At 62.4% G+C, this 23,518-nt stretch carries 19 protein-coding genes; 7 read left to right on the top strand and 12 right to left on the bottom strand.

Annotated elements, in window-relative coordinates:
- Positions 1 to 160: 160 nt before the first annotated feature.
- Together H0Z09_RS10830 and H0Z09_RS10825 are read right to left on the bottom strand one after the other, a co-directional pair.
- Positions 161 to 685, bottom strand: coding sequence for a DUF2867 domain-containing protein (locus H0Z09_RS10830; RefSeq protein WP_186690373.1), 525 nt, complete (start codon positions 683 to 685; stop codon positions 161 to 163).
- Between the two features lie 440 nt (positions 686 to 1,125).
- The gene (locus H0Z09_RS10825; protein ID WP_186690371.1) at positions 1,126 to 3,087 is read right to left on the bottom strand and encodes a sigma 54-interacting transcriptional regulator; all 1,962 of its coding nucleotides are present in this window, start codon (positions 3,085 to 3,087) and stop codon (positions 1,126 to 1,128) included.
- A gap of 184 nt (positions 3,088 to 3,271) precedes the next feature.
- Between H0Z09_RS10825 and H0Z09_RS10820 the strand changes: the two genes are divergently transcribed.
- From H0Z09_RS10820 to H0Z09_RS10810, 3 genes are read left to right on the top strand one after another with little or no spacing between them, the layout of a single operon-like run.
- A complete protein-coding gene (locus H0Z09_RS10820; RefSeq protein ID WP_186690369.1) occupies positions 3,272 to 4,291 on the top strand; it encodes a Gfo/Idh/MocA family oxidoreductase in 1,020 nt (339 codons plus the stop codon).
- Positions 4,288 to 5,067 (top strand): TIM barrel protein, encoded by a 780-nt coding sequence (locus H0Z09_RS10815; protein ID WP_186690367.1) that lies wholly within the window; start codon positions 4,288 to 4,290, stop codon positions 5,065 to 5,067. The genes H0Z09_RS10820 and H0Z09_RS10815 overlap by 4 nt, the downstream gene beginning before the upstream one ends.
- A 19-nt stretch (positions 5,068 to 5,086) precedes the next feature.
- Entirely contained in the window at positions 5,087 to 6,013 is a 927-nt protein-coding gene (locus H0Z09_RS10810) for a sugar ABC transporter substrate-binding protein (RefSeq protein ID WP_076954329.1), read from the top strand.
- Positions 6,014 to 6,158: 145 nt separating this feature from the next.
- Here H0Z09_RS10810 and yghU read toward each other — a convergent pair whose 3' ends face one another.
- Positions 6,159 to 6,992 carry a glutathione-dependent disulfide-bond oxidoreductase gene (gene yghU, locus H0Z09_RS10805; RefSeq protein WP_186690365.1) on the bottom strand — a complete coding sequence of 278 codons (834 nt, stop codon included), beginning with the start codon at positions 6,990 to 6,992 and terminating at the stop codon, positions 6,159 to 6,161.
- 140 nt (positions 6,993 to 7,132) lie between these two features.
- On the opposite strand from yghU, the gene H0Z09_RS10800 reads away from it, so the two are divergent.
- A complete protein-coding gene (locus H0Z09_RS10800; protein WP_186690363.1) occupies positions 7,133 to 7,729 on the top strand; it encodes a glutathione S-transferase family protein in 597 nt (198 codons plus the stop codon).
- Between the two features lie 140 nt (positions 7,730 to 7,869).
- Here the strand turns inward: H0Z09_RS10800 and H0Z09_RS10795 are convergent, their stop codons facing one another.
- Positions 7,870 to 8,637 (bottom strand): SDR family oxidoreductase, encoded by a 768-nt coding sequence (locus H0Z09_RS10795; protein ID WP_076954331.1) that lies wholly within the window; start codon positions 8,635 to 8,637, stop codon positions 7,870 to 7,872.
- Between the two features lie 136 nt (positions 8,638 to 8,773).
- Here H0Z09_RS10795 and H0Z09_RS10790 point away from each other — a divergent pair, with 136 nt between their 5' ends.
- A complete protein-coding gene (locus H0Z09_RS10790; protein WP_186690361.1) occupies positions 8,774 to 9,922 on the top strand; it encodes an aldose epimerase family protein in 1,149 nt (382 codons plus the stop codon).
- A gap of 114 nt (positions 9,923 to 10,036) precedes the next feature.
- Here the strand turns inward: H0Z09_RS10790 and araH are convergent, their stop codons facing one another.
- The 7 genes from araH to H0Z09_RS10755 are packed head-to-tail and all read right to left on the bottom strand — an operon-like array spanning position 10,037 to position 18,377.
- Positions 10,037 to 11,005: an L-arabinose ABC transporter permease AraH gene (gene araH, locus H0Z09_RS10785; RefSeq protein ID WP_076954333.1), complete on the bottom strand. Its 969-nt coding sequence runs from the start codon at positions 11,003 to 11,005 to the stop codon at positions 10,037 to 10,039.
- A 9-nt stretch (positions 11,006 to 11,014) separates the two neighbouring features.
- Positions 11,015 to 12,517: an L-arabinose ABC transporter ATP-binding protein AraG gene (gene araG / locus H0Z09_RS10780; protein WP_186690359.1), complete on the bottom strand. Its 1,503-nt coding sequence runs from the start codon at positions 12,515 to 12,517 to the stop codon at positions 11,015 to 11,017.
- Positions 12,514 to 13,518, bottom strand: a complete 1,005-nt coding sequence (locus tag H0Z09_RS10775) for a substrate-binding domain-containing protein (RefSeq protein ID WP_057721983.1) — start codon at positions 13,516 to 13,518, stop codon at positions 12,514 to 12,516. The genes araG and H0Z09_RS10775 overlap by 4 nt, the downstream gene beginning before the upstream one ends.
- Positions 13,519 to 13,557: 39 nt before the next feature.
- Positions 13,558 to 14,421 (bottom strand): SMP-30/gluconolactonase/LRE family protein, encoded by an 864-nt coding sequence (locus H0Z09_RS10770; RefSeq protein WP_186690357.1) that lies wholly within the window; start codon positions 14,419 to 14,421, stop codon positions 13,558 to 13,560.
- 36 nt (positions 14,422 to 14,457) lie between these two features.
- Positions 14,458 to 16,038, bottom strand: coding sequence for an aldehyde dehydrogenase (NADP(+)) (locus H0Z09_RS10765; protein ID WP_186690355.1), 1,581 nt, complete (start codon positions 16,036 to 16,038; stop codon positions 14,458 to 14,460).
- A gap of 11 nt (positions 16,039 to 16,049) precedes the next feature.
- Positions 16,050 to 17,039 (bottom strand): AraD1 family protein, encoded by a 990-nt coding sequence (gene araD1 / locus H0Z09_RS10760; RefSeq protein ID WP_186690353.1) that lies wholly within the window; start codon positions 17,037 to 17,039, stop codon positions 16,050 to 16,052.
- A gap of 15 nt (positions 17,040 to 17,054) precedes the next feature.
- Positions 17,055 to 18,377, bottom strand: coding sequence for an MFS transporter (locus H0Z09_RS10755; RefSeq protein ID WP_186690351.1), 1,323 nt, complete (start codon positions 18,375 to 18,377; stop codon positions 17,055 to 17,057).
- A 192-nt stretch (positions 18,378 to 18,569) separates the two neighbouring features.
- On the opposite strand from H0Z09_RS10755, the gene H0Z09_RS10750 reads away from it, so the two are divergent.
- Entirely contained in the window at positions 18,570 to 20,306 is a 1,737-nt protein-coding gene (locus H0Z09_RS10750; RefSeq protein WP_076954339.1) for an IlvD/Edd family dehydratase, read from the top strand.
- 48 nt (positions 20,307 to 20,354) lie between these two features.
- Positions 20,355 to 21,077 carry a FadR/GntR family transcriptional regulator gene (locus H0Z09_RS10745; protein ID WP_076954340.1) on the top strand — a complete coding sequence of 241 codons (723 nt, stop codon included), beginning with the start codon at positions 20,355 to 20,357 and terminating at the stop codon, positions 21,075 to 21,077.
- A 205-nt stretch (positions 21,078 to 21,282) separates the two neighbouring features.
- Here H0Z09_RS10745 and H0Z09_RS10740 read toward each other — a convergent pair whose 3' ends face one another.
- Positions 21,283 to 23,418, bottom strand: coding sequence for a TonB-dependent receptor (locus H0Z09_RS10740; RefSeq protein WP_186690349.1), 2,136 nt, complete (start codon positions 23,416 to 23,418; stop codon positions 21,283 to 21,285).
- Between the last annotated feature and the right edge of the window lie 100 nt (positions 23,419 to 23,518).

Genomic DNA, 23,518 nt, shown 5'->3' with positions numbered 1-23,518 from the left:
AGAACCCGCCCGCCTGGTTTGGGGCCGCTTCGCAGCCCAGCGCGGGACAAGCCCGCTCACTACAAAATTGTGTAGATACCTATGGCTATCGCAGGCAAGCCAGCTCCCACATCTAAATCTCGCCCGTTGCGAAAATTCGCGACAGCCAAGCCAAACCGACTCAGGTCGCCAGCGGCCAACCGATACGCGCTGCACGGCGCAGGCTGGCCTTGACGACCAAGCGGTGAAAGGGCGCTATGACGAACAGGTAGGCCCGACCCAGGCGGTTGTGGCACTGGACCACGGTTGAAAAAACCAGTTGGCGACTGCCTTCTGGCTCGGCCTCTTCAGAACAGAGGACCGATATGCGGAAGTCGAGGTGCGCGTCGTCCTCGCCCAGCACGATTTCATCGCGGTCCGTGCTGTAGACCTGGAAGGCGCCAACCCGATCAGCAAGGGATGCCAAATGTTTGGCTGTCTTCAGACCAAAACAGACAACGACAGTGTCTCGCACCGTCAAGAGCCACCCGATCCAGGCGGGCTGGTGGGACAGGATGAACCGAGCCAGCAAGTCCGGATCAACGGATGTGCCCGCAGGAAGCCTAATCGCAAAAGCGTCCGCCAGGTTCATTGGCGTGTAAAGGTGGGTAATGCCGGACCTTGGGGGCACTGGGACGGACAGAACGCGCTCATATTCTCGGGGCATTGGGGGTCTCTCCTGAGTGCTGACTATCAATTAGACAACCTGCCCACGCCATCCCAGAATTAAGCTGCAGCGCAAATGGAGCCGATTCGCTGGCGTTGGAACGATTTTCGTAAGCGAACGCCATGAAAAGTGCTGGTGTGCAAAACGCAACGACCCTCCATGCTGGTGTATGCAGCGTATCAAGGGTTCGACAGGCAGAGCTGCGGCATAATGCCGCGCGCCTGAAGCCCACCTCCCCCACTGCCTGGACACGGTCAAAAATGTGGGAGCAGGCTTGCTCGCGAAAGCGCCCTGTCAGCCACCTATGTACTGGCTGATACGCCGCCTTCGCGAGCAAGCCCGCTCCCACATTGGGTCCGGGTTTTGCCAACGCTATCGTGGTCGTCTGCAAGGCCTTCCCGGGCCCCGCCCCCTCGCCACAGACGAGCCCACATTGAATCTCAGCCGCGACGAAAATCCCCGGCACTCAAGCCAAACCGGCTCATCTTGTTGTACAGCCCACCCCGCGACACGTTCAACTGTTGAGCGGCCAGGCGGATATTGCCGCCGGTGTTTTTGAGCGCGGCGACGATGGCGTGCATTTCGTGACTGCTCAGGTCTTGCGTGGGTTGCGATTCATAGGCGCGGGCCGGTAAGCGAGGCTTGGTGTCCAGCGGCAAATCGCCGGGCTCGATCAACTCGCTCATGGCCAGGTTGGTTGCCCGTTCGATGGCGTTTTCCAGCTCGCGCACATTGCCCGGCCAACCATGGGCCGAGAGCAAGGCCAACGCCTGCGGCGAGAACCCCTGCACCGATTTACGCAACGAGCGCGCGCAACGCGTGAGGAAGTGCCGCGCCAGCAGCGGGATGTCGTCGCGGCGCATGCGCAGGGGCGGTACGGTCAGGTTCAGCACATTGAGGCGGTAGTAGAGGTCTTCGCGAAACGCCCCCTCGGCCACTGCCTGGCTGAGATTGCGGTGCGTGGCGGCGATGATGCGCACGTCCACCTGCCGTGCGCTTTTCGCCCCGACCCTCGAGATCTCGCCTTCCTGCAGCACTCGCAACAGGCTGACCTGGGCGTCGAAGGACATGTCGCCAATCTCATCCAGGAAAATCGTCCCGCCATCGGCCAGTTCGAACTTGCCCGCCGCTCCACCCCGGGCCGAGCCGGTAAACGCGCCCTCCACATGGCCGAACAACTCGCTCTGCACCAGGTCCCGTGGAATCGCGCCGCAGTTGACCGCCACAAACGGGCCGTTACTACGCTCGCTGGCGTTGTGGATGGCCTGGGCGAAGAGCTCCTTGCCGGTGCCGCTTTCCCCCAGAATCAGCGTGGTGGAATCACTGCGGCTGGCGATGCGCGCCAAGTGCAACGCATCCTGGATCGCCCGCGACGTGCCCTGGATGGTGTCGAAGGTATAACGCGCCTGGGTGCCGACAATGCGCCGCGTAATTTCGCGAATGCGGCGGTTTTCGCGCAGCGACACAATCACCCCGCCCTGCTCCAGCGGGCACACCGAGACCAGGCAGGCCAGCTGACTGCGGTCCTGCAGGTGGAACGTGCAATCACGGTCACGGACCGGCTCGCCGATCACTTCGCCCAGTTCGCTGCGGCCCAGTTGCTGGAACGGGCGACCGATCAGCTCCAGGCCCACGCCGAACAGTTGCCGGGCATAGCGGTTGATCGCCTTGATGCAGCCGCGTTCGTCCAGCACCACCAGGCCTTCGTTGAGCACTTCGAGCACGGTTTGCTGCTCTTCCAGCAACACTTGCAGGGCCATCTGCCGCGAGACGGCGTCGGCGGCGGCTTGCACCGTGCCGAGGGTATGGAAGTGAAACCAGCCGGGTTCGGCGGTGAGGGTCAGCATGGCCAGCGTCTGGCCCTGGGCATTCTTGATCGGCGCGGCGGCGCAATGCATGCGGCGCTGGCGCAGGCCGACGGCGAAATTTTCCTCGGCCAGCACATACACCAGGCGGTCCTCCGCCAAGGCCAGGCCGGTGCAGTTGGTGCCTTGCACGGACTCCAGCAGGCGGCTGCCCACCGGGGTGATATCCAGCCCGCAGAAATACAGCGTGGTGCCGTCGGCATCGGTGAGGTTGATATGGCCGCGCGGGTTGTAGGCCAGCAAGCCGTGCATGACTTGCGCCGCGGCCGCGATCAGCACGCGGTGGGTGGCCAGCGTAAGCGCCAGCGCTGCCGGGGCGACGAAGCGGTAGGCGTCGTCTGCCGGTTCGATAGCGGCTTCGATGCTGCGCCGCCACGATTCCCAGATCACCTGGCGGACTTCGACCGGGCGCTCGGCCTGACCGGCCAGGCACGCACGCCACGCCTGCTCCAGGGCGGCAATCGGGCCATCATTCAACGCCAACGGCCCCAGGTTCGTCAGGTAATCAAGGTCTTGCACGCTGAGCGCCAAGGTCATCCGGAGATTCCATGTTCATGTTTTTGACATGTCAGTATAGACATGTCATCAAAATGAACACTTTTTATTTATAGATATTTATTAATTGTTGAATATCAATGGTTTGGAAATTGGCACAGCCCTTGCTCCTGCTCCCTTGCCTGTCAGGACGTTCCTGAGGCCAATAACAACAAGGGGTCCCCTCATGAGTACACAGAACATTCGCCTGGGCTTGATCGGTGCGGGTCGCATGGGCAGCTTTCACGGCCTGACAGCCGCACGCCACATTCCCGGGGCCAGCCTGGCGGCGATTGCCGACCCCACACCCGGCCAGGCCGCTCGCCTCGCCGCAGAACTGGGCGTGGCCAAGGTCTACACCGACCCTCAGCAATTGCTCGACGACCCGGATATCGACGGTGTGCTCATCGCCGCCCCCGCCCGCAGCCACGCCGAACTGGTGATCAGCGCTGCCCGCGCCGGCAAAGGCATCTTCTGCGAAAAACCCATGGCCATCACCTTGGAGGAAGCCGACCGCGCCATCGCCGCCGCTGCCGATGCGCGCGTGCCCTTGCAGGTCGGTTTCAACCGGCGCTTCGCCAAGAACTTCCGTACCGCGCACCTTGACGTCGCCGCCGGCCGCATCGGCACCCCGCAATTGCTGCGCTCGCTGACCCGCGACCCGGCGCTGAATAACCCGGCCGCGTCGCCGCAATGGGTGATCTTCCTGGAAACCCTGATTCACGACTTCGACACCCTGCGCTACCTCAACCCCGGCGCCGAAGCGGTGCAGGTGTTTGTAATGGCCGACGCACTGATCGCCCCGGCCTACAAGCGCCAGGGTTTCCTCGACACCGCCGTGGTCACGATCCGCTTCGACAACGGTGCGATTGCCACTGCCGAGGCCAATTTCCAGGCAGTGTATGGCTACGACGTACGCGGCGAAGTGTTCGGCAGCGCGGGCATGTTGAGCATGGGCAGCCTCAACGATTGCGACCTGGTGCGCTACCTGGCCCAAGGCATCCAGGCCGATACCCAGCGCATGGACACCGACCTGCTGCGCGACGCCTACATCGCCGAGCTCAACCACTTTGTCGATTGCCTGCGCAGCGGCGCCAAGCCCCTGGCCAGCGGCGAAGACGCCCGCGCCGCCCTGGCGATCGCCCGCGCCTGCATCGAGTCGTTCGAAACCGGCAAGGCGGTTGCCGTCGCGGGAGCCCAGCGATGAGTGCATTCAAACTGGCGGTGAGCGCCGAAATGGTCTTCCTCGAGCTGCCCTTTATCGAACGCGTGAGGCGTATTCACGCGTTGGGGTTCAGCGTCGAAATCTGGAACTGGACCGACAAAGACATCGGCGCCCTGGCCGCCACCGGTGCCGACTTTACCTCGATGACCGGCTACATCAGCGGCACGCTTACCGACCCTGATGGCATCCGCCATTTGCTCGACAGCGCCCGCGAATCCCTTGCCATTGCCGAGCAACTCAACTGCCCCAGCCTCAACCTGCACGGCACCGGCCTGGGTGACGGCGGCTTGCCGGTTCACCCCGTCAGCCAGACCACCGGGCGCATGTGGCTGAGCGCCTGCAAGACCCTGGAAAAAATCGCGCGCTTGGGCGAAGACGCCGGCCGGGTGTTTCTGCTGGAGAACCTCAACACCGAGGTTGATCACCCCGGTACGCCCTTCGCCCGCGCCGACGACACCCTGGCACTGATTGAAGCCGTGGGAAGCCCGCACCTGAAGCTGAACCTGGACCTGTACCACGCGCAGATCGGCGAAGGGAACCTGATCGAGCTGATCCAGCGCGCGGGTGCTTCCATCGGCGAAATTCAGGTGGCCGACGTGCCGGGGCGCAAGGAGCCCGGTACCGGTGAAATCCACTACCCGGCCATCGCCAGGGCGTTGCATGCCATGGGCTACCGCGGCGTGATCGGCCTGGAAGGCTGGGCCAGCGGCGACAGCACCCTGGCGCTGGAGCGTTTCCGCCAAGCATTCACCCTATAACAATAAAAGGAACACCCTTATGAACCGCTATTCATTGTTTGTTGCCACGCTGCTGCTGTTGTTCAGCCAATGGACCTTTGCCGCGTATCGAATCGGCGTGAGCATTGCCCGGGTTGACGACAATTTCATGACCTACGTGCGCACCGGGCTGGAAGCCGCCGCCAAGCAGCAGGACGTGCAGATTCAGTTCGAAGATGCCCAGGGCGACGTGGTGCGCCAGCTCAACCAGGTCGAAGGGTTTCTCAACCAGAAAGTCGACGCGGTGATCGTGCTGCCGGTCGACACCGGCGCCACCGCCAACATCACCCGCGCCGCCGTGGCGGCCAAGACGCCACTGGTGTACGTCAACCGCCACCCGGATGAGCGCACCCTGCCCAAGGGTGTGGTCACCGTGGCGTCCAACGACATCGAGGCCGGGCAATTGCAGATGCGCTACCTCGCGGAAAAACTCGGAGGCAAAGGCAACGTGGCGATCATCATGGGCGACCTCGCGCAGAACGCCACCCATGACCGCACCGAAGGCGCCAAACAGGTGCTCAAGGACTTTCCCGGGATCAAGGTGGTCGAGCAGCAAAGCGCCGAATGGCAACGCAGCAAAGGCATGGACCTGACCAGCAACTGGCTGCTGGCGGGCACGCAGTTCGATGCCATCGTGGCCAACAACGACGAGATGGCGATTGGCGCGGCCATGGCGCTGCAGCAGGCGGGTAAAGCCAAGGGCGACGTGGCGATCGTGGGTATCGATGGCTTGCCCGATGGGCTGGCGGCGATCAAGCGTGGTCTGCTGACGGCGTCAGTATTTCAAGACCCCAAGGCCCAGGCGACCCAGGCGGTACAGGCGGCGGTGCGGATGATCAAGGGCGAGCCGATTGAAGCCGAGGTGTGGGTGCCGTTCGAATTGATCAAGCCTGAGCAGGTAAGCGTATTCGAGCAACGCTACAAATAGCTCGACCCGCGCAGAGATCCAAATGTGGGAGCTGGCTTGTCGGGTCGACGCATCGCTGCGATAGCGGTGGATCAGCCAACTTATTTGGCACAGATTCACCGAGATCGCAGCGATGCGGCGACCCGACAAGCCAGCTCCCAAAGTTTCAGTCCAGGTCGCTTGCAGAATGTCGCTCTGGCAGCTGTTCCGCAGGCTCGCCGGAAACCCGATTCACCCTACGCCCACGCTGCACCGCCGGGCGTGCCTCGATGGAATCAGCCCAACGCACCACATGGGTGTACTCATGCACCGCCAGAAACTGCGCCGCGCCGTACAAGCGGCCTTTGACCAGCCCGCCATACCACGGCCAGATCGCAATATCAGCAATGGTGTACTCATCACCGGCAATGTACTCGCTCACGGCCAGACGCTGGTTCAGCACGTCCAACTGACGCTTGGTCTCCATGGCGAACCGGTTGATCGGGTATTCCATCTTGCTCGGCGCATACGCATAGAAATGCCCAAAACCGCCGCCCAGGTAGGGCGCGCTGCCCATCTGCCAGAACAACCACGACAGGCACTCCGCGCGGGCTGCAGGCTCAGTGGGGAAGAACGCGCCGAATTTTTCCGCCAGGTACTGCAAGATCGCGCCGGACTCGAACACCCGAATCGGCGTGGCGCCGCTGCGGTCCAGCAGCGCCGGGATCTTGGAGTTCGGGTTGACCCCGACAAAGCCGCTGCCGAACTGGTCGCCGTCGCCGATCTTGATCAGCCAGGCGTCATATTCGGCACCACTATGCCCAAGGGCCAGCAGTTCTTCGAGCAGGATGGTGACCTTCTGCCCATTGGGCGTGGCCAGGGAATACAGTTGCAGGGGGTGCTGACCCACCGGCAGTTCCTTGTCATGGGTCGGGCCGGCAATCGGACGGTTGATGCTGGCGAACGTGCCGCCGCTTTCGGCGTCCCAGGTCCAGACCTTGGGGGGTACGTACTCGGTCATGCTCACTGCTCCAGAAGCGATCAACGAAGCGTTCCAGACTAAACCAAAGGTTGGCGTTGCGGGAACCCATTCGCCATTGCGCCCGCCGATCAAGCGGACGTAAGCTCCGAGCCAGGCACCTTGAGAGCAATGGAGGCTTCATGAAACTGATCGGCATGCTGGACTCGCCTTACGTACGCCGCGTGGCCATTTCCCTCGACCTCTACGGGGTGGATTTTGTGCATGAACCGCTGTCGGTTTTTCGCACCTTCAGCGAGTTTTCCGAGATCAACCCAGTGGTCAAGGCCCCGACCCTGGTGCTGGACGATGGCACGGTGTTGATGGACTCCAGCCTGATCCTGGACTACCTGGAAAGCCTGGCACCGGCAGACAAAAAACTGCTCCCCCAGCAACCCGCCACACGCGCCCGCGACCTGCAGTTGCTTGGGCTGGCCCTGGCGGCCTGCGAGAAGAGCGTGCAGATCGTCTATGAACACAACCTGCGTCCGGCCGAGAAGCTGCATGAGCCCTGGCTTGAGCGTGTAAGCGGGCAATTGCTCGCGGCCTATTCATCGCTGGAAAAGCAGTTGACTGACAATGAACCGCTGAGCCAGGCGTCCCTCACCGCGGCGGTCGCCTGGTCGTTCAGCCAGTTCACCGTGGCGTCGGTGGTCAAGGCGGATGCGTTTCCCAACTTGAAACGTCACGCCGAGCGCCTCGAAGAGCATCCGGCGTTCAAGCGCTACCCCATCGAATAATCACCGCAGTTCAAATGTGGGAGCGGGCTTGCTCGCGAAAGCGGTGTGTCAGTCAAAGATTTTCCAACTGAACCACCGCATTCGCGAGCAAGCCCGCTCCCACATTTAGGGCTTTCATTGTCTGGGCGATTGCGCCGGGTTCAGACCCAACCACCATCCACAATGAAGTTCTGCGCCGAGCACATCGCCGACGCATCGGAGGCGAGAAACAGCGCCATATTGGCAATATGTTCCGGCAGTACGCTGCCCGGTAAGCATTGGCTGCGGCTGATCAGTTCCTTGGCGGCATCGTCGACCCACATCGCCAGTTGTTTTTCGGTCATCACCCAACCGGGCACCAGCGTGTTGACGCGGATGCGGCTCGGCCCCAATTCCCGGGCCAGGGCGCGGGTCATGCCGTGGGCGGCGGCCTTGCTGGCGGCGTACACCGGGTAGCCGGCGGAGGCCATCATCCAGCCCACCGACCCCAGGTTGATGATCGCCCCGCCACCTGCGTTTTTCATCATCGGCACTACGGCCTTGGCGGCGAAGAAGGCGTGCTTGAGGTTGACCGAGATCAGCCTGTCGAACATTTCCGAGTCGACTTCTTCGAGCGTGTGGCGCACGTCATTGGCGGCGTTGTTCACCAGCACGGTGATCGGCCCCAATGAATGTTCGAAGCGGCCGATGGCGGCTTTGTAGCCGATCTCGTCAGTGATGTCGCAATTGACGAACTCCACGGTGTGCCCGCGCGAACTCAACAGCGCCGCCAGGCGTTCGCCCTGGCTTTGCGCACGGTCCACAAACCCCACCTTGGCGCCCTGGGCGGCGAAGGCCCGGACCATGAATTCGCCGATACCCGAAGCACCGCCGGAGATCAGCACGGTCTTGCCTTCGAGGTCGGGATAAACCGCGTGTTGAGTCGTCATGAAAGGTTGCCTCGCTCAATTAGTCTTATTTTATTTTGCAAATACGGCGTTTAAGGCTATAAATTCGCTGTCCAACCGACAAAATATCGCTATTAGTAGAACTATTCCACTCAAAACAACAAAAGGAAGTTCGACCATGAAGCACCCTCGTTATCTGTTGTCCGGTCTCGCCATGTCCATGCTGATCGTCAGCGGCGGCGCCCAGGCCGCAGGACTCACCAGCGAACACAAACCTTTCGGTAAAACCAACGACGGCACCGCCGTCGAGCAGTACATCCTGCGCAACAGCCACGGCATGCAAGCCACGGTGATCACCTACGGCGGCGTGCTGCAGTCGCTGAAAGTGCCGGACAAAAACGGCAAGGTCGACGACGTGGTGCTGGGCTTCGACGACGTGCAGGGCTACCAGGCCGGCACGGCGTTTTTCGGCGCGACCATCGGCCGCTTCGGCAATCGCCTGGCCGGCGGTGCCTTTGAGTTGGACGGCAAACGCTACCAGGTCCCGCTCAACGATGGCCCCAACTCCTTGCATGGCGGCGCGCAAGGCTTCGACAAGCAGGTGTGGAAGGCCGCCGAGGTCAAGGGCAAGGACTCGGTGGGCGTCACCCTCACCTACCTGTCCAAGGACGGTGAAATGGGCTTTCCCGGTAACCTGAAAACCGAAGTCACTTACAGCCTCAACGATAAAAACGAACTGCACATCGCCTACAAAGCCACCACCGACAAACCGACGGTGCTCAACCTCACCAACCACAGCTACTTCAACCTGGCCGGCGCGGGCAATGGCGACATTCTCAAGCAAGTGGCTACCTTGCACGCCAGCCATTACACGCCGGTGAATGCCACCCTGATTCCGACCGGCGAAGTGGCGCCGGTGAAAGGCACGCCGATGGACTTCCTGAAACCGACGCCGATCGGCCAGCACATCAAGGCCGATCATCCGCAGCTCAAGTTTGCCGAGCCTAAACAAGGCGGGTTCGACTTCAACTGGGCGCTGGACACCCAGGGTGACGTGAAGAAACTGGCGGCCGAGGTGCATGATCCTGAGTCGGGGCGCAGATTGCAGCTCTACACCACCGAGCCGGGCGTGCAGTTCTATACCAGCAACTTCCTTGATGGTTCGGTAAAGGGCAAAGGCGGCAAGACTTACCTGCACTGGAGTGGTTTCACGCTGGAGACCCAGCACTATCCAGATGCACCTAACCAGCCCAAGTTTGCCTCGACCCGTTTGAATCCGGGTCAGACCTACACCCAGAACACCGTCTTCAAATTCTCCGCCGATTAAACCTGTGGGAGCGGGCTTGCTCGCGAAGGCGGCGTGTCAGTCAACAGATTCGGAGCTGACACACCGCATTCGCGAGCAAGCCCGCTCCCACATTGAGTCCTCATAGGCCCTGACTCAGCGTTGTTTCATACGGTCGATGACCACGGCCAGCAGCAGGATCGAGCCGCGGATCACGTACTGGTAGAACGTATCGATGTTCTTCAGGTTCATCGCATTCTCGATGATCGCCAAAATTAACACCCCGGCGATCACATGCCGGATCATGCCGATCCCGCCGCTCAATGACACCCCGCCCAACACACAGGCCGAGATCACCGTCAGCTCGAAGCCCTGGCCGATCATCGGCTGGCCGGAGGTCATGCGCGAGGCCAGGATCACCCCGGCCAGTGCGCCGATCACGCCGTGCACGGCAAAGATCAGGATTTTGGTGCGGTCCACGTTGACGCCCGCCAGCAACGCCGCTTCCGGGTTGCCACCGATGGCCATGGTGTTGCGCCCGTACGTGGTGTAGTTGAGCAGCCAGCCGAAAAACATGAAGCAGACGATGGTGATCAGGATCGGCACCGGCACGCCCAGTAATTGGCCGTTGCCGAACACGAAGAACTGGTCCTGGGACACGCCCACCGCCTTGCCGTCGGCGAAGATATACGCCAGCCCGCGCACGATCTGCATGGTCGCCAGCGTGGTGATCAGCGCGTTGACCCGCAGTTTGGCGATCACGATGCCGTTGATCAGCCCGACGATCAAACCCATCCCCAGCGCGGCGCCGATGCCGAGCATGACGCTGTCGGTGTCGCGCATCACAATCGCCGCCACCACCCCGGCGCAGGCGATCACCGAGCCCACCGACAGGTCGAAGTGCCCCGACGCCAGGCAGAACAGCATGGTGCAGGCGGCGATGCCCACGGTGGAAATCGCCAGGCCCAGCCCGCGCATGTTCAGCGGCGAGAGGAAGTTATCGATCAGCAAGGCACAGAGTACAAAGATGCCCACGGCAGCCAGCAGCATCGCCCAGTTGTCGAGCAGTGCGCGCATATCCAGGGGTTTGCGTGCCGAGGGCAACGCGTTGTCTTGGGTTGTCATAGTCGTCTCTCAGTTCGCCACGCTGCGTGGCAAGGCCAGTTGCAGCAAGTTGGATTCAGTCGCCTGTTCGCGGGTTTGCTCACCCCGCAGTGCGCCTTCGCAGAGCACCAGGATGCGGTCGGAAATGCCCATCACTTCCATCAGGTCGCTGGACACCACGATCACCGCGATGCCCTGGGCCGCGAGGTTATGGATGATCTGGTAGATCTCGGCCTTGGCGCCGATATCGATGCCACGGGTCGGCTCGTCCAGCAGCAAGACTTTCATCGGCATCGACAGCCAGCGGCCGAGAATGGCCTTTTGCTGATTGCCGCCCGAGAGGTACATGATCTTCTGCCCCGCATTCGGCGTCTTGACCTTCATCGCCTTGATCTGCTGATCGGCGTTGCGCTTCTCCCAGCCGTCACGCAGCAGCCAACCGAACGAGGAATGCGCGCCACGCGCGCTGATGTTGATGTTTTCGGCGACGCTGGACAGCGGAATGATGCCCTCTTTCTTGCGGTCTTCCGGGCACAACAACACGCCGGCGGCGATGGCGTCGCGGGGTGACTGCAAGCGCAGTGGCGCGCCACACAGTTCCAGTTGCCCGGCGCTGGAACGCTCCAGGCCGCTGAGCAGACGGAACAGCTCGGTACGCCCTGCCCCGACCAGGCCAAACAGGCCGAGAATCTCGCCCTTGCGCACATTGAAACTGATCGGCTCGCGCAAGCCGGGACCCAGCAGGCCATCGACCTTGAGCGCGACGTCACCGTGCGCTCGCGGACGATAGTCGTAGATGTCCTGGATATCGCGACCGACCATGCACGTCACCAGTTGATCATGGGTCAGCGCGCTCATGTCCTCGAACGTGCGCACATAGCGCCCGTCCTTGAACACCGTAACGGCGTTGCAGATGCGGAACACTTCTTCCATGCGGTGCGACACATACAGCACCACTTTGCCCTCGTCACGCAGGCGGGTGATGATCGCCATCAAGCGGTCGATCTCGCGCGCCGACAGGCTGCTGGTGGGTTCGTCGAAGGCGATCACATGGGCGCCACGGGACAGCGCCTTGGCGATTTCCACCAACTGGCGCTGGCCCAGGGACAGCCGACCGAGCTTTTCCTCGGGATTGATTTCATCCGCCAGACCCTTGAGGCAGGCCAGTGCCTGCTTGCGCAACTGGCTGCGGTTGACCACGCCGAAGCGCGACGGCAAGTGCCCGAGAAACAGGTTTTCGGCCACGGTCATTTCCGGCACCAGGTGCAGCTCCTGGTGGATCACCGCCACGCCGCTGGCAATGCTGTCAGCGGCGTTTTTGAAGGCCATGGTCTGTTCGCCGATCTGCAGCGTGCCGCTGTTAGGGATGTACGCGCCGCCGAGGATTTTCAGCAGCGTCGACTTGCCCGCGCCGTTCTCGCCCATCAAGGCGTGCACCTGGCCCGGGTGGGCGATGAAGCTGATGCCATCCAGCGCCTTGACCCCGGGAAAGGTTTTGCCGATGCCGTCGAATCGCAAGGCGGCAGCGGTCATTTCCACAGCCCGATTTTGGTCAGTTCTTCCTGGAAGTTGGCGCGGGTGATCAGGGTTACTTCGTCCATCGCCGTATACTTCGGTGGCTCAGTGCCTTTGGTGACCCACTCGTACATCATCAGGGCGGTGTTGTAGCCTTCGATGTGCGGGCTGGGCAGCATTGAGCCGAAGAAGCCGCTGTCTTTCTTCTTGAGTTCGCCAATGGCGTCGGTGCCATTGATGCCGATGCCGATCACGTTGGCGGCCTTGAAGCCGGCGCTTTCGGTGGCGCGTACGCCGCCAAGCACGGTGTTGTCGTTCATGCCGCCGATGATCAGGTTCTTCGCGCCGCTGGGCAGCTTGACCAGGGCCGAGTTGGTGGCGTCCATGCTGCCGGGCACGTCGAGGGTTTTAAGCGCGGCGGTGAGAATGTGGTCCTTGGGAATGCCGGCTTCCTCCAGGGATTTGATCGAGCCGTCGGTGCGCTTCTTGCCGGTGTCGAGTTCGTTGAAGGTGTTGATCACCGCGTAGGTGTCTTTCCAGTCCCAACCGCGTTTTTTCGCTTCGGCGGCCATTGCGGCGCCCTGCTTCTGGCCCACTTCAAACGCGGCCATGCCCAGGTACGGCACGTCTTCCATAAAGGCGCCTTTGGCGTCGACAAAACGGTCATCCACGGCGATCACTTTGAGGCCATTTGCCTTGGCCTTGGCGACGATGGCCGGGCCGAGGGACACGTCCGGCGGGCAGATCACAAAGCCCTTGGCGCCGTTGGCGGCCAGGCTGTCGATGGCCGAAAGGGTTTTTTCGCCATCCGGCACGGCGATCTTGATCACGGTGAAGCCATGTTCCTTGCCGGCTTTTTCGGCAAAGGCCCATTCGGTCTGGAACCACGGCTCTTCGGCCTGCTTGACCAGAAAACCGATCTTCACTTCTTCAGCGGCCAGCAACAGCCCGCTCAAGCTCATGGCCGAGACCGCCACAGCGGCGCAGCACAGGGAACGCAAACCACGACGACGATTCATACGGGTGACTCCTTGTTGTTGTTTTTCAAAGTCTTGGGTTTAACCGGCAAAGCGGTGACAGGGCTTGCCTGGCACGTCGACCTCGATGGCCAGCACCGCACCATCCAGGGGGTGATCCAATGGGCTGGCGGCGCTGGTGATATACAGGGTGGTGAGGTTGGGGCCACCGAACACGCAGCTGGTGGGGCGGCTGACCGGCAGTTCGATGATGCGGTCCACCTGACCATCAGGCGTCAGGCGCAGCAGGCAACTGCCGTCCCAGCGCGCGTTCCAGATGTAACCCTCCACGTCCATGGCCGAGCCGTCCGGCCCACCGCGTTCGTGCGGGCCGAACCAGACGTGCGCCGGATGCAGCTGGCCGTCCGGCGCAATCCCGTGCCGGTACAGCGTGCCGTCCAGGCTGTCGCCGAAATGCACCTGCGTGCCGTCATCGCTCCATAGCAGGGTGTTGGGAATGCCCAGCCCGCTGAGCAACGGCGTAACCTGCGCATCGGCATCGATGCGAAACAGGCCGCCGGAGCGTCGGGTGATGGGCAGGTCTTCACCCTGCTCGCCGAGGTTGTTCTGCATGGTGCCCAGCCACAGGCGACCTTGCGCATCACAGCGCGCTTCATTGCCCCGGTTGCCCGGTTGCGGGTCGGCCACGCACAGCAGCGTCAGGGCTTCGGTGACCAGGTCGAGGCGATACACGCCGCTGCTCAAGGTCACCAGCGCATCGCCGCTTTCACAGGGGATGAACGCCGAGACATGTTCGGGCAACTGCCACACCTGCAAGTGCCCGTCCATCAGGCGCAGCGCCTGTTTGCCGGCGATATTGACCCAGTACAGCGCCTGGGTGGGCGCGTCCCAGAACGGGCCCTCCCCCAGTTGCGCGCGATGCGTGGTGACAGCGTGAAACGACATGGTGCCTCCTGGATGGTTGTTGTTCTCAGGCGTGCGTTACAGCGATTCGCGCGATGGCGTGCCGTCCACCAGCCGTTGGATCCGCAACGGATTGGCATTTTTCAGCGCATCGGGCAGCAAGCTGTCGGGGTAGTTCTGGAAGCACACCGGACGCAGGAAACGGTCGATGGCCAAGGTGCCGACCGAGGTGCCACGGGCATCGGATGTCGCGGGGTACGGCCCGCCGTGCACCATCGAATCGCAGACTTCCACGCCGGTCGGATAGCCGTTGAGCAGGATGCGCCCGACTTTCTGTTCCAGCAGCGGCGTGAGTTCGGCGAACTGCTGAAAGTCAGCCGACTCGCCAATGATCGTAGCGGTCAATTGCCCGTGCAGGCCGTGCAAGGCCGCACTGAGCTGCGCCTGGTCGGCGACTTCGACAAACACCGTAGTGGGGCCGAAGACTTCTTCCTGCAGCACTTCGTCGCCGTCAATCAACAGGCGCACATCGGCCTTGAACAGTTGCGGCTGCGCCTGGTTGCCTGCCTGGGCATTGCCCGCCAGGTGCTGGATACCGGCGTGCGCCAGGAGTTTTTCCAGGCCCTTGCCGTAGCTGCCAAGCGTGCCGGCGTTGAGCATGGTTTGCGCCGGTTGCTCGCCGATCAGTTGAGCCACTTGTTGAGTGAACGCGGTAAATTCAGGCGACGCGATACCGATCACCAGGCCAGGATTGGTACAGAACTGGCCGCACCCCTGCACCACCGAAGCGGTCAGGTCGCGGGCCACGCTTTCGGCCCGCGCCTTGAGGGCCTGGGGCAATACGATCACCGGGTTGATGCTCGACATCTCGGCAAACACCGGGATCGGTTGCGGACGCGCCGCGGCCATGTCGCACAAGGCACGACCGCCCTTGAGCGAACCGGTGAAGCCCACGGCCTGGATGGCCGGGTGCTTGACCAGCGCTTCGCCGACGCCGCCGCCAAAGATCATGTTGAACACGCCGGCCGGCATTTCGGTGGCTTCGGCCGCGCGAATAATTGCACTGGCAACCTGTTCAGCCGTGGCCATATGCCCGCTATGAGCCTTGAACACCACCGGGCAGCCTGCCGCCAATGCCGCTGCGGTATCACCGCCCGCCGTAGAGAACGCCAGGGGGAAGTTGCTCGCGCCGAACACCGCCACCGGGCCGAGGCCGATGCGGTACTGACGCAGGTCCGGGCGTGGCAGTGGCTGGCGATCCGGCAGGGCCTTGTCGATGCGCGCGCCGTAGAAATCACCGCGGCGCAGCACGGTCGCGAACAAGCGCATCTGGCCGCTGGTGCGCCCGCGCTCGCCCTTGATGCGCGCTGCCGGCAGTGCGGTTTCGCGGCACACCAACCCAATGAAGTTATCGCTCAGGGCATCCAGTTCGTCAGCGATCGCATCCAGGAACTGTGCGCGGCGCGCGGCACTCAAGGCGCGGTACGCCGGGTAAGCCTGCGCGGCGGCCTTGGCGGCGGCGTCGACCTCCTCCGGGGTGGCCTGGTAGAAATCCTGGGGCAAGGCTTCGCCAGTGGTCGCGTCGACGCTTTGCAGCTTGACGCTGCCCTTGGCGCTGCGCTGGCCGCCGATGTAGTTGTGGCCGAGATACTGGGTCATGGGGCTCTCCTTTAAAGGGTGATGACGTTGCCGGGTTCGAATGCCGCTTCGCTGCTGCCGACACGGTTGACCAGCGGCGCGCCGAACTCAGCCTGGCTGATCTCGAACACATCGCCGGCCTGGGTACGTATACCGTCGGCGAATGACAGCGTGGCGGTGCCGAAGAAGTGAATATGCACATCGCCGGGCTTGAGGAACTGGCGGTATTTGAAGTGATGGTATTCGAGGTTTTCCAGGCTGTGGCACATATTGGCCTCGCCGCTGAGGAATTCGTTCCGCCAGATTTCCTCGCCGTTACGCAGGATACGGCTGGTGCCCGCCAGGTGCTGGGGCAATTCGCCCACGCGTACCTCGGGGCCATAGCTGCAACTGCGCAGTTTGGAATGGGCCAGGTACAGGTAGTTCTTGCGCTCCATGATGTGGTCGGAGAACTCGTTGCCCACCGCATAGCCCACACGGTAAGGCTTGCTGTCCGGGCCGATCACGTAAAGGCCACCGATTTCCGGCTCTTCACCGGCATCTTCGGCAAACGGCGGCACCGGGAAGGCGGCGCCCGGGCGCACGACGGTGCTGCCGTCGCCCTTGTAGAACCACTCCGGTTGCACGCCCGCCTGGCCGGCCGCCGGTTTGCCGCCCTCCACGCCCCATTTGAAGATGCGCATGGTGTCGGTCAAGGCGGTTTCGTCGCCGGCCTGGTGCATCTTGTCGCGCGCCGAGGCGCTGCCCAGATGGGTCAGGCCGGTGCCGCTGATCAGCATATGCGCTGGGTCCGGGTGATCCAACGGCGGCAGGATCTTCAGGTCGGCCAGCAGGCTTGCATAGTCGTGGCTGTCGCCCAGGCCGAGGCTGTTAACCTGCTGTTCCAGGCCCACGCCCGCTTCGATGGCGGCCAACGCCAACTCGCGCACGCTGCGCGCCGTCTGGACTTCGCGCAGGCTATTGCCCTCTACAACGCCGACGCGGCGTTCGCCGTTGCTTGTCTCGAACTGAACTAAACGCATGGATTTTCTCCCAGATTAAGGTCGTGTGGCGCCACGGGCGCTGGCGGCGAATTGGTCGGCGGGCAGCACGTGCTTGCGCTCCAGCAGGCGATAGACCACGCCGGTCAGGACCAGCCCGAACACCATCACCGCCGACAGGAAATACAAGCCCGACGCCAGGTTGCCGGTGTGTTCCTTGAGCGCGCCGATCACGAACGGGCCGATATAGCCGCCGAGGTTGCCCACCGAATTGATCAGGGCAATGCCCGCCGCCGCGCTGACGCCGGCGAAGAACCTCCCCGGCAAGGTCCAGAACACCGCCGTGCAGGAAAACAGCGCGAAGGCCGCCAGGCACAGCGCGGCCATTTGCAGCACTGGCGCACTGAGCCAGGCACTGAAGAACAGGCCGATGGCACCCAGCACATAGAGCACCGCCAAGTGGCCGTAGCGATCATTCAAACGGTCGGAACTGCGCGGAATGATCAGCAGGCCGATGATGCCGAAAATATACGGCACGGCGGAGATGAAACCGGTGGTGAGGTCGCTGCCGCCGAACTGCTTGATCAGGGTCGGCAGCCACAGGCCCAGGCCGTAGATGCTCAGGGTCACCGGCAGGTAGAACAGCGCCAGCAACAACACACGTTTGTCTTTCAACGCATGCAGCGGGTTGCCGTGGCGGGTCTGGCCGTAGGCTTGCAGGTCCTTGGCCAGTTCGCCGGTGAGCCAGGCTTTTTCCTCGTCGTTCATCCACTTGACCTGCTTCGGGCCATCCGGCAGGTAGCGCAGCACTGGCCAGGTCAGCAGGATGGCCGGGGTGCCGATCACGATGAACAGCCACTGCCAGCCGTGCAGGCCGAGGATACCGTCCATGCCCAGCAGGCCGCCGGACACAGGGCCGGTGATCATCATGGCGATGGGTTGCGAGAGAATGAACAGCCCGAGGATCTTGCCGCGGTGGCGCACCGGGAACCATTGGGTGATGTAGTACAGGACGCCCGGAAAGAAGCCCGCTTCGGCCGCGCCGAGCAGAAAGCGCATCACATAGAAGCTGTGCGGCCCTTGCACAAAGGCCATGCCGATGGTGATGGCGCCCCAGGTGAGCATGATCCGCGCAAACCAGCGCCGTGCGCCGAAGCGGTCGAGCATCAGGTTGCTGGGGATCTCGAACAGGAAGTAGCCAATGAAGAACAACCCCGCGCCCAGGCCATAGGCGGCATCGCCAATGCCGACGTCGGCGCCCATGTGCAACTTGGCGAAGCCCACGGCGGAACGGTCCACGTAGGCGATCAGGTACAGCAGGATCAGGAAGGGAATCAGTTTCAGCGTGATGCGCCGAATAAGCCGCAGCTCCTGGCTCATGGGGTCGATCTCCGATTGTTGTTCTTATAGAAGCTCGGGGGACGCCTCTCGCGAAAATCCGCCAGGGTCATACCTCAGTTGAGGCTGACTATATAGTAGGACTATTTGCAAAACAACTCTTCCAAAGCATCGATTTTGCGCTTATGTTTAGGCACGCATAGAACATATAGTCATACAATAAGAGAATCGATCATGTCTGATAAAAAGCCCGGCCTACGCTCCGCCCAGTGGTTCGGCACCGCCGACAAGAACGGCTTCATGTACCGCAGCTGGATGAAGAACCAGGGCATTGCCGACCATCAGTTCCATGGCAAGCCGATCATCGGCATCTGTAACACCTGGTCGGAGCTGACCCCGTGCAACGCGCATTTCCGCCAGATCGCCGAGCACGTCAAACGCGGCGTGATCGAGGCCGGCGGCTTCCCGGTGGAATTCCCGGTGTTTTCCAACGGCGAATCGAACCTGCGCCCTACCGCCATGCTCACCCGCAACCTGGCGAGCATGGACGTGGAAGAAGCGATTCGCGGCAACCCGATTGACGGCGTGGTACTGCTGACCGGCTGCGACAAGACCACCCCGGCCCTGCTAATGGGCGCCGCCAGTTGCGACGTGCCGGCGATCGTGGTGACCGGCGGGCCGATGCTCAACGGCAAGCACAAGGGCCAGGACATCGGCTCGGGCACCGTGGTATGGCAGCTCAGCGAACAGGTGAAAGCCGGCACCATTACCCTGGATGATTTCCTCGCGGCCGAGGGCGGCATGTCGCGTTCGGCGGGCACCTGCAACACCATGGGCACGGCCTCGACCATGGCCTGCATGGCCGAAGCACTGGGCACCTCCCTGCCCCACAACGCGGCGATCCCGGCGGTGGATGCGCGGCGCTATGTGCTGGCGCATATGTCGGGCATGCGCGCGGTAGAGATGGTGCGCGAAGATTTGAAGCTGTCGAAGATCCTCACCAAAGAGGCGTTCGAAAACGCGATTCGCGTGAACGCGGCCATCGGCGGTTCGACCAACGCCGTGATCCACCTCAAGGCCATCGCCGGGCGCATCGGCGTGGAGCTGGACCTGGATGACTGGACCCGCATCGGCCGTGGCATGCCGACCATTGTCGACCTGCAGCCGTCGGGGCGTTTCCTGATGGAAGAGTTCTACTACGCCGGCGGGCTGCCCGCCGTGCTGCGCCGCCTCGGTGAAGCCAACCTGATTCCGCACCCGAATGCCCTGACCGTGAATGGCAAATCCCTGGGCGAAAACACCAAGGATTCGCCGATCTACGGCCAGGATGAAGTGATCCGCACCCTCGACAACCCGATCCGCGCCGACGGCGGCATCTGCGTGCTGCGTGGCAACCTGGCGCCGCTGGGCGCGGTGCTCAAGCCCTCAGCGGCCAGCGCGGAGCTGATGCAGCACCGCGGCCGCGCGGTGGTGTTCGAGAACTTCGACATGTACAAGGCACGCATCAACGACCCGGAGCTGGACGTGGACGCCAACTCGATCCTGGTCATGAAAAACTGCGGGCCCAAGGGTTACCCAGGCATGGCCGAAGTCGGCAACATGGGCCTGCCGGCCAAGCTGCTGGCCCAGGGCGTGACGGATATGGTGCGTATTTCCGATGCGCGCATGAGCGGCACGGCGTACGGCACGGTGGTGTTGCATGTGGCACCGGAAGCCGCAGCGGGCGGGCCGTTGGCCGCGGTGAAGGAAGGCGATTGGATCGAACTGGACTGCGCCAATGGCCGCCTGCACCTGGACATCCCCGACGCAGAGCTGGCAGAACGCATGGCGAACCTGGCGCCCACCGAAAAGCTCATCGTCGGTGGCTATCGCCAGCTGTACATCGACCATGTACTGCAGGCCGACCAGGGTTGCGACTTCGATTTCCTGGTGGGTTGCCGCGGGGCGGAAGTCCCACGGCATTCCCACTAATTGGGATGCTATGATGCCGCGAATCTAAGTCAGAGCCTCCCCGTCGTTATGGATCACCAGCCGCCCAAGCCGCGCAAGAGCCAGCATGCCCAGATCGTTCAGGACTTGGGCATGCACATCGTTTCCGGCCGCTTCAAGCCCGAAGAACGGCTGCCCATGGAGGCCACGCTCTGCGAGGAGTACAAGGTCAGCCGCTCGGTGTTGCGTGAGGCGACGCGGGTGCTCAGCGCCAAGGGCCTGGTGTACTCCAAGCCTCGGGTGGGCGCGGTGGTGCGGCCCCGCTTGAAATGGCACCTGCTCGACCCGGACGTGCTGTCCTGGTTGATGCAGTCCACGCCCCACAGCGAGTTTTTCAACACGCTGGCCGGTGTGCGGCGCATTCTCGAACCGGAAATCGCGGCCATGGCGGCGACCACGGCCACCGACGAAGACATCGCCATCATCGAGAAGGCTTACGGCGGCATGGAAACCGCGAAGACCCACGAAGACCTGCTGCAGGCCGACCTGGACTTCCACCGCGCCATTGCCGACGCCACCCGCAACGACCTGCTCGCCTATATGTGCAACATGCTGTCGTTGCCGTTGCGCGAGTCGATCAACATCACCAACCGCCGCCCGGATATCCAGGGCCTGAGCCTGCCCCGGCACAAGGCGATCCTGACCGCGATCAAAAACCGCGACGCACTGGGCGCGCGGCATGCGTCGCTGGTGCAGTTGGATGACACGCGGGTGGCGTTGGATACGGTGATGAACGTGCTCACTCCGCTCTGAAGCCAGGTGAAACCCAAGCTGTGTGACAAGGGAGCTTGCTCCCGGACTGTCTCACAGCCGACAGGCACCGAGCTGGCGAAACACGGGCCAAATGTGGGAGCGGGCTTGCTCGCGAAGGCGGTGGACCAGTCAATTAATTCGGCGACTGACACACTGCTTTCGCGAGCAAGCCCGCTCCCACATTTTTTTTGCTCTGCGTTTACCGTTACAGGGTGTAGGAGATGCCCACCTGTATCGTGCGCGGCGCGCCTGGGTAGGCGTAGATATTGCCGAACGCGCCTTCCTCATACTCACGGTTGAACAGGTTTTTCACGTCCAGATTGACGCGTACCTGTTCATTGATCTTGTAGTAGCTGAGTAAGTCCACCACCGTGTAGGCGTCCATCGAGAACGCCGTATTGGCGGTCTGGCCGGCGCGCTGGTCGACGTACTTGCCGCCGACACCCAGGCCCAGGCCCTTAAGGGCGCCGTCCTGGAACTCATACACGTTGAGCAGGCTGAAGCTGTTGCGTGGGATGTTCAACAAGCGCGTGCCGGAGCGAATGCTGTTGTCTTTGGTGACTTCGGCATCCACATAGGCATAGCCGCCGATCATGCGCCACTCCGGCGTGAGGTTGCCCGCGACGTTGAGGTCAAACCCTCGGCTGCGCACTTCACCCGCCGCGACGCTGAACGTGTTGACCACCGGGTCGGTGGTCAATACGTTTTTCTTCTCGATCTGATAGATCGACGCGTCAACGCTCAACTGGCGGTCCAGGGCTTCCCACTTGATCCCCATCTCGTAGGATTTGCCCTTTTCCGGATCGAAGCCGCCGCCTTCGCGGGCAGCACCAGTGTTCGGCTTGAACGAGCGTGCGGCGTCGGCATACACCGCGACCGTATCGGTGAGGTCGTAGATCACACCCACACGTGGGGTGACGGCGTTCTCTGCGGTCTGAAAGGGACTCACGCCCGTCACATAACTTTCGTAGTCGTGTTCAAAACGTTCGAAACGCGCGCCGGCCAGGACCTTCAAGCGTTCGGTCAGGGCCACCTGGTCCTGCACGAAGGCTGCGTAGGTCTTGAGGTTTTCCTTGTCGTGGGTCGGCGTGCGTGTCAGCGGCGGACGCGCCTGGCCGTAGACCGGGTTGAAGATATCGATCGGGTAAGTGCCCGCAACGTCGCTGGAGCGCTGGATGATCGACTTGTAGTCGTAGTCTTCGTACTCGATGCCGGTCAGCAAGGTGTGCTCGAAACCACCGGTGGAGAAATGCCCGGTCAGGTTGAGCTGGTAGTCCTTGTCGGTCCATTCCAGCTTGCGGTAATTGAAGTTGCGCTGCAGGGTGCGACCATCGGCGCCCAGGCTTCGCGGGTTGTTGGCCTCAATGGCGTTGCCTGCCAGCGATCCATCCAACCACTGAAACCCACCGCCCAAGGTCCAGTTGTCATTGAGCATATGCTCGAAACGCAACTGCGCCATGTTGTTGTCGTTATGCAACTTGCCCGCGTCCTTGTCACCCCAGAACGTATCGCGGGAAGGCGTGCCACGCTGGTTGGGGAAACGCGTTAGCCCACGATCGAGCGGGTGATTGTTGCGCATGAAATCGCCTTCGAAAGTCACCTTGGTCGCATCGGTGGCTTGCCAGGTGATTACGGGCGCCACGCCGTAGCGTTCGGTCTCGACATGGTCACGGAAGGTGTCGCCACCCTCGCCCACCACGTTCAGGCGATAGGCCAGGCGCCCTTCGTCGTCCAACGGGCCGGAGGCATCCAGGGTGCCGCGTTTCATGCCCTGGTCGTTCAACTGGCTGCCAAGGGTCACGGTACGCTCGGCCAGTGGCTGCTTGGACACCACGTTGAAGGTACCGCCGGGATCGCCACGGCCGTAGAGCATGGTCGCCGGGCCGCGCAGCACTTCCAGGCGTTCGATGGTGTTGGCGTCCGGCATGTTCGGGTAGCCGCGGTTGATCGGGAACCCGTTGCGATAGAACTCACCGGTGGTGAAGCCGCGCACGGTAAAGGTGGTAAGACCCTGCCCACCAAAGTTGTTCGCCCGGCCCACGCCACCCGCGTAATCCAGGGCATCCTGCAGTCGGGTCGCGCCGATGTCCTCGACCACGTCTTTGGACACTACGGTGATGGACTGCGGTGTCTCATGAATCGAGGTGTCGGTGCGCGTCGCACTGGCCGAACGTGTGGCGTGGTAACCCTTGACCGGCCCTTGCGCCGTTTCGAAATCCGCTGTGCCGGTTACGCTGGTCGTTTGCAACTCCAGGCTGGCTTTCTCGGAGGGGGCAACGTCTGCCCAACTGAAGGGGGAAAACGCCTGCAGCACACAGATGGAAATCAGGGTACGACGCATGGAAGTTGGACCTAGTGAATGAGCCAGATGGGGCGGCAAACCTGCCAAGAATTCGGCGGGCATGGTATACCAATCAATTCTCGTTTGACATACATTCTCA

It is taken from the genome of Pseudomonas sp. SWRI18 (genome assembly GCF_014268345.1).
In the GTDB taxonomy this organism is placed as follows: domain Bacteria; phylum Pseudomonadota; class Gammaproteobacteria; order Pseudomonadales; family Pseudomonadaceae; genus Aquipseudomonas; species Aquipseudomonas cedrina.
This window is presented reverse-complemented; position numbering and strand designations above follow the sequence as displayed.

Excerpts from the sequence above, each read along its gene's own strand:
- H0Z09_RS10830 (WP_186690373.1), bottom strand. The coding sequence starts at position 685 with ATGCCCCGAGAATATGAGCGCGTTCTGTCCGTCCCAGTGCCCCCAAGG.
- H0Z09_RS10825 (WP_186690371.1), bottom strand. The coding sequence starts at position 3,087 with ATGACCTTGGCGCTCAGCGTGCAAGACCTTGATTACCTGACGAACCTG.
- H0Z09_RS10820 (WP_186690369.1), top strand. The coding sequence starts at position 3,272 with ATGAGTACACAGAACATTCGCCTGGGCTTGATCGGTGCGGGTCGCATG.
- H0Z09_RS10815 (WP_186690367.1), top strand. The coding sequence starts at position 4,288 with ATGAGTGCATTCAAACTGGCGGTGAGCGCCGAAATGGTCTTCCTCGAG.
- H0Z09_RS10810 (WP_076954329.1), top strand. The coding sequence starts at position 5,087 with ATGAACCGCTATTCATTGTTTGTTGCCACGCTGCTGCTGTTGTTCAGC.
- yghU (WP_186690365.1), bottom strand. The coding sequence starts at position 6,992 with ATGACCGAGTACGTACCCCCCAAGGTCTGGACCTGGGACGCCGAAAGC.
- H0Z09_RS10800 (WP_186690363.1), top strand. The coding sequence starts at position 7,133 with ATGAAACTGATCGGCATGCTGGACTCGCCTTACGTACGCCGCGTGGCC.
- H0Z09_RS10795 (WP_076954331.1), bottom strand. The coding sequence starts at position 8,637 with ATGACGACTCAACACGCGGTTTATCCCGACCTCGAAGGCAAGACCGTG.
- H0Z09_RS10790 (WP_186690361.1), top strand. The coding sequence starts at position 8,774 with ATGAAGCACCCTCGTTATCTGTTGTCCGGTCTCGCCATGTCCATGCTG.
- araH (WP_076954333.1), bottom strand. The coding sequence starts at position 11,005 with ATGACAACCCAAGACAACGCGTTGCCCTCGGCACGCAAACCCCTGGAT.
- araG (WP_186690359.1), bottom strand. The coding sequence starts at position 12,517 with ATGACCGCTGCCGCCTTGCGATTCGACGGCATCGGCAAAACCTTTCCC.
- H0Z09_RS10775 (WP_057721983.1), bottom strand. The coding sequence starts at position 13,518 with ATGAATCGTCGTCGTGGTTTGCGTTCCCTGTGCTGCGCCGCTGTGGCG.
- H0Z09_RS10770 (WP_186690357.1), bottom strand. The coding sequence starts at position 14,421 with ATGTCGTTTCACGCTGTCACCACGCATCGCGCGCAACTGGGGGAGGGC.
- H0Z09_RS10765 (WP_186690355.1), bottom strand. The coding sequence starts at position 16,038 with ATGACCCAGTATCTCGGCCACAACTACATCGGCGGCCAGCGCAGCGCC.
- araD1 (WP_186690353.1), bottom strand. The coding sequence starts at position 17,039 with ATGCGTTTAGTTCAGTTCGAGACAAGCAACGGCGAACGCCGCGTCGGC.
- H0Z09_RS10755 (WP_186690351.1), bottom strand. The coding sequence starts at position 18,377 with ATGAGCCAGGAGCTGCGGCTTATTCGGCGCATCACGCTGAAACTGATT.
- H0Z09_RS10750 (WP_076954339.1), top strand. The coding sequence starts at position 18,570 with ATGTCTGATAAAAAGCCCGGCCTACGCTCCGCCCAGTGGTTCGGCACC.
- H0Z09_RS10745 (WP_076954340.1), top strand. The coding sequence starts at position 20,355 with ATGGATCACCAGCCGCCCAAGCCGCGCAAGAGCCAGCATGCCCAGATC.
- H0Z09_RS10740 (WP_186690349.1), bottom strand. The coding sequence starts at position 23,418 with ATGCGTCGTACCCTGATTTCCATCTGTGTGCTGCAGGCGTTTTCCCCC.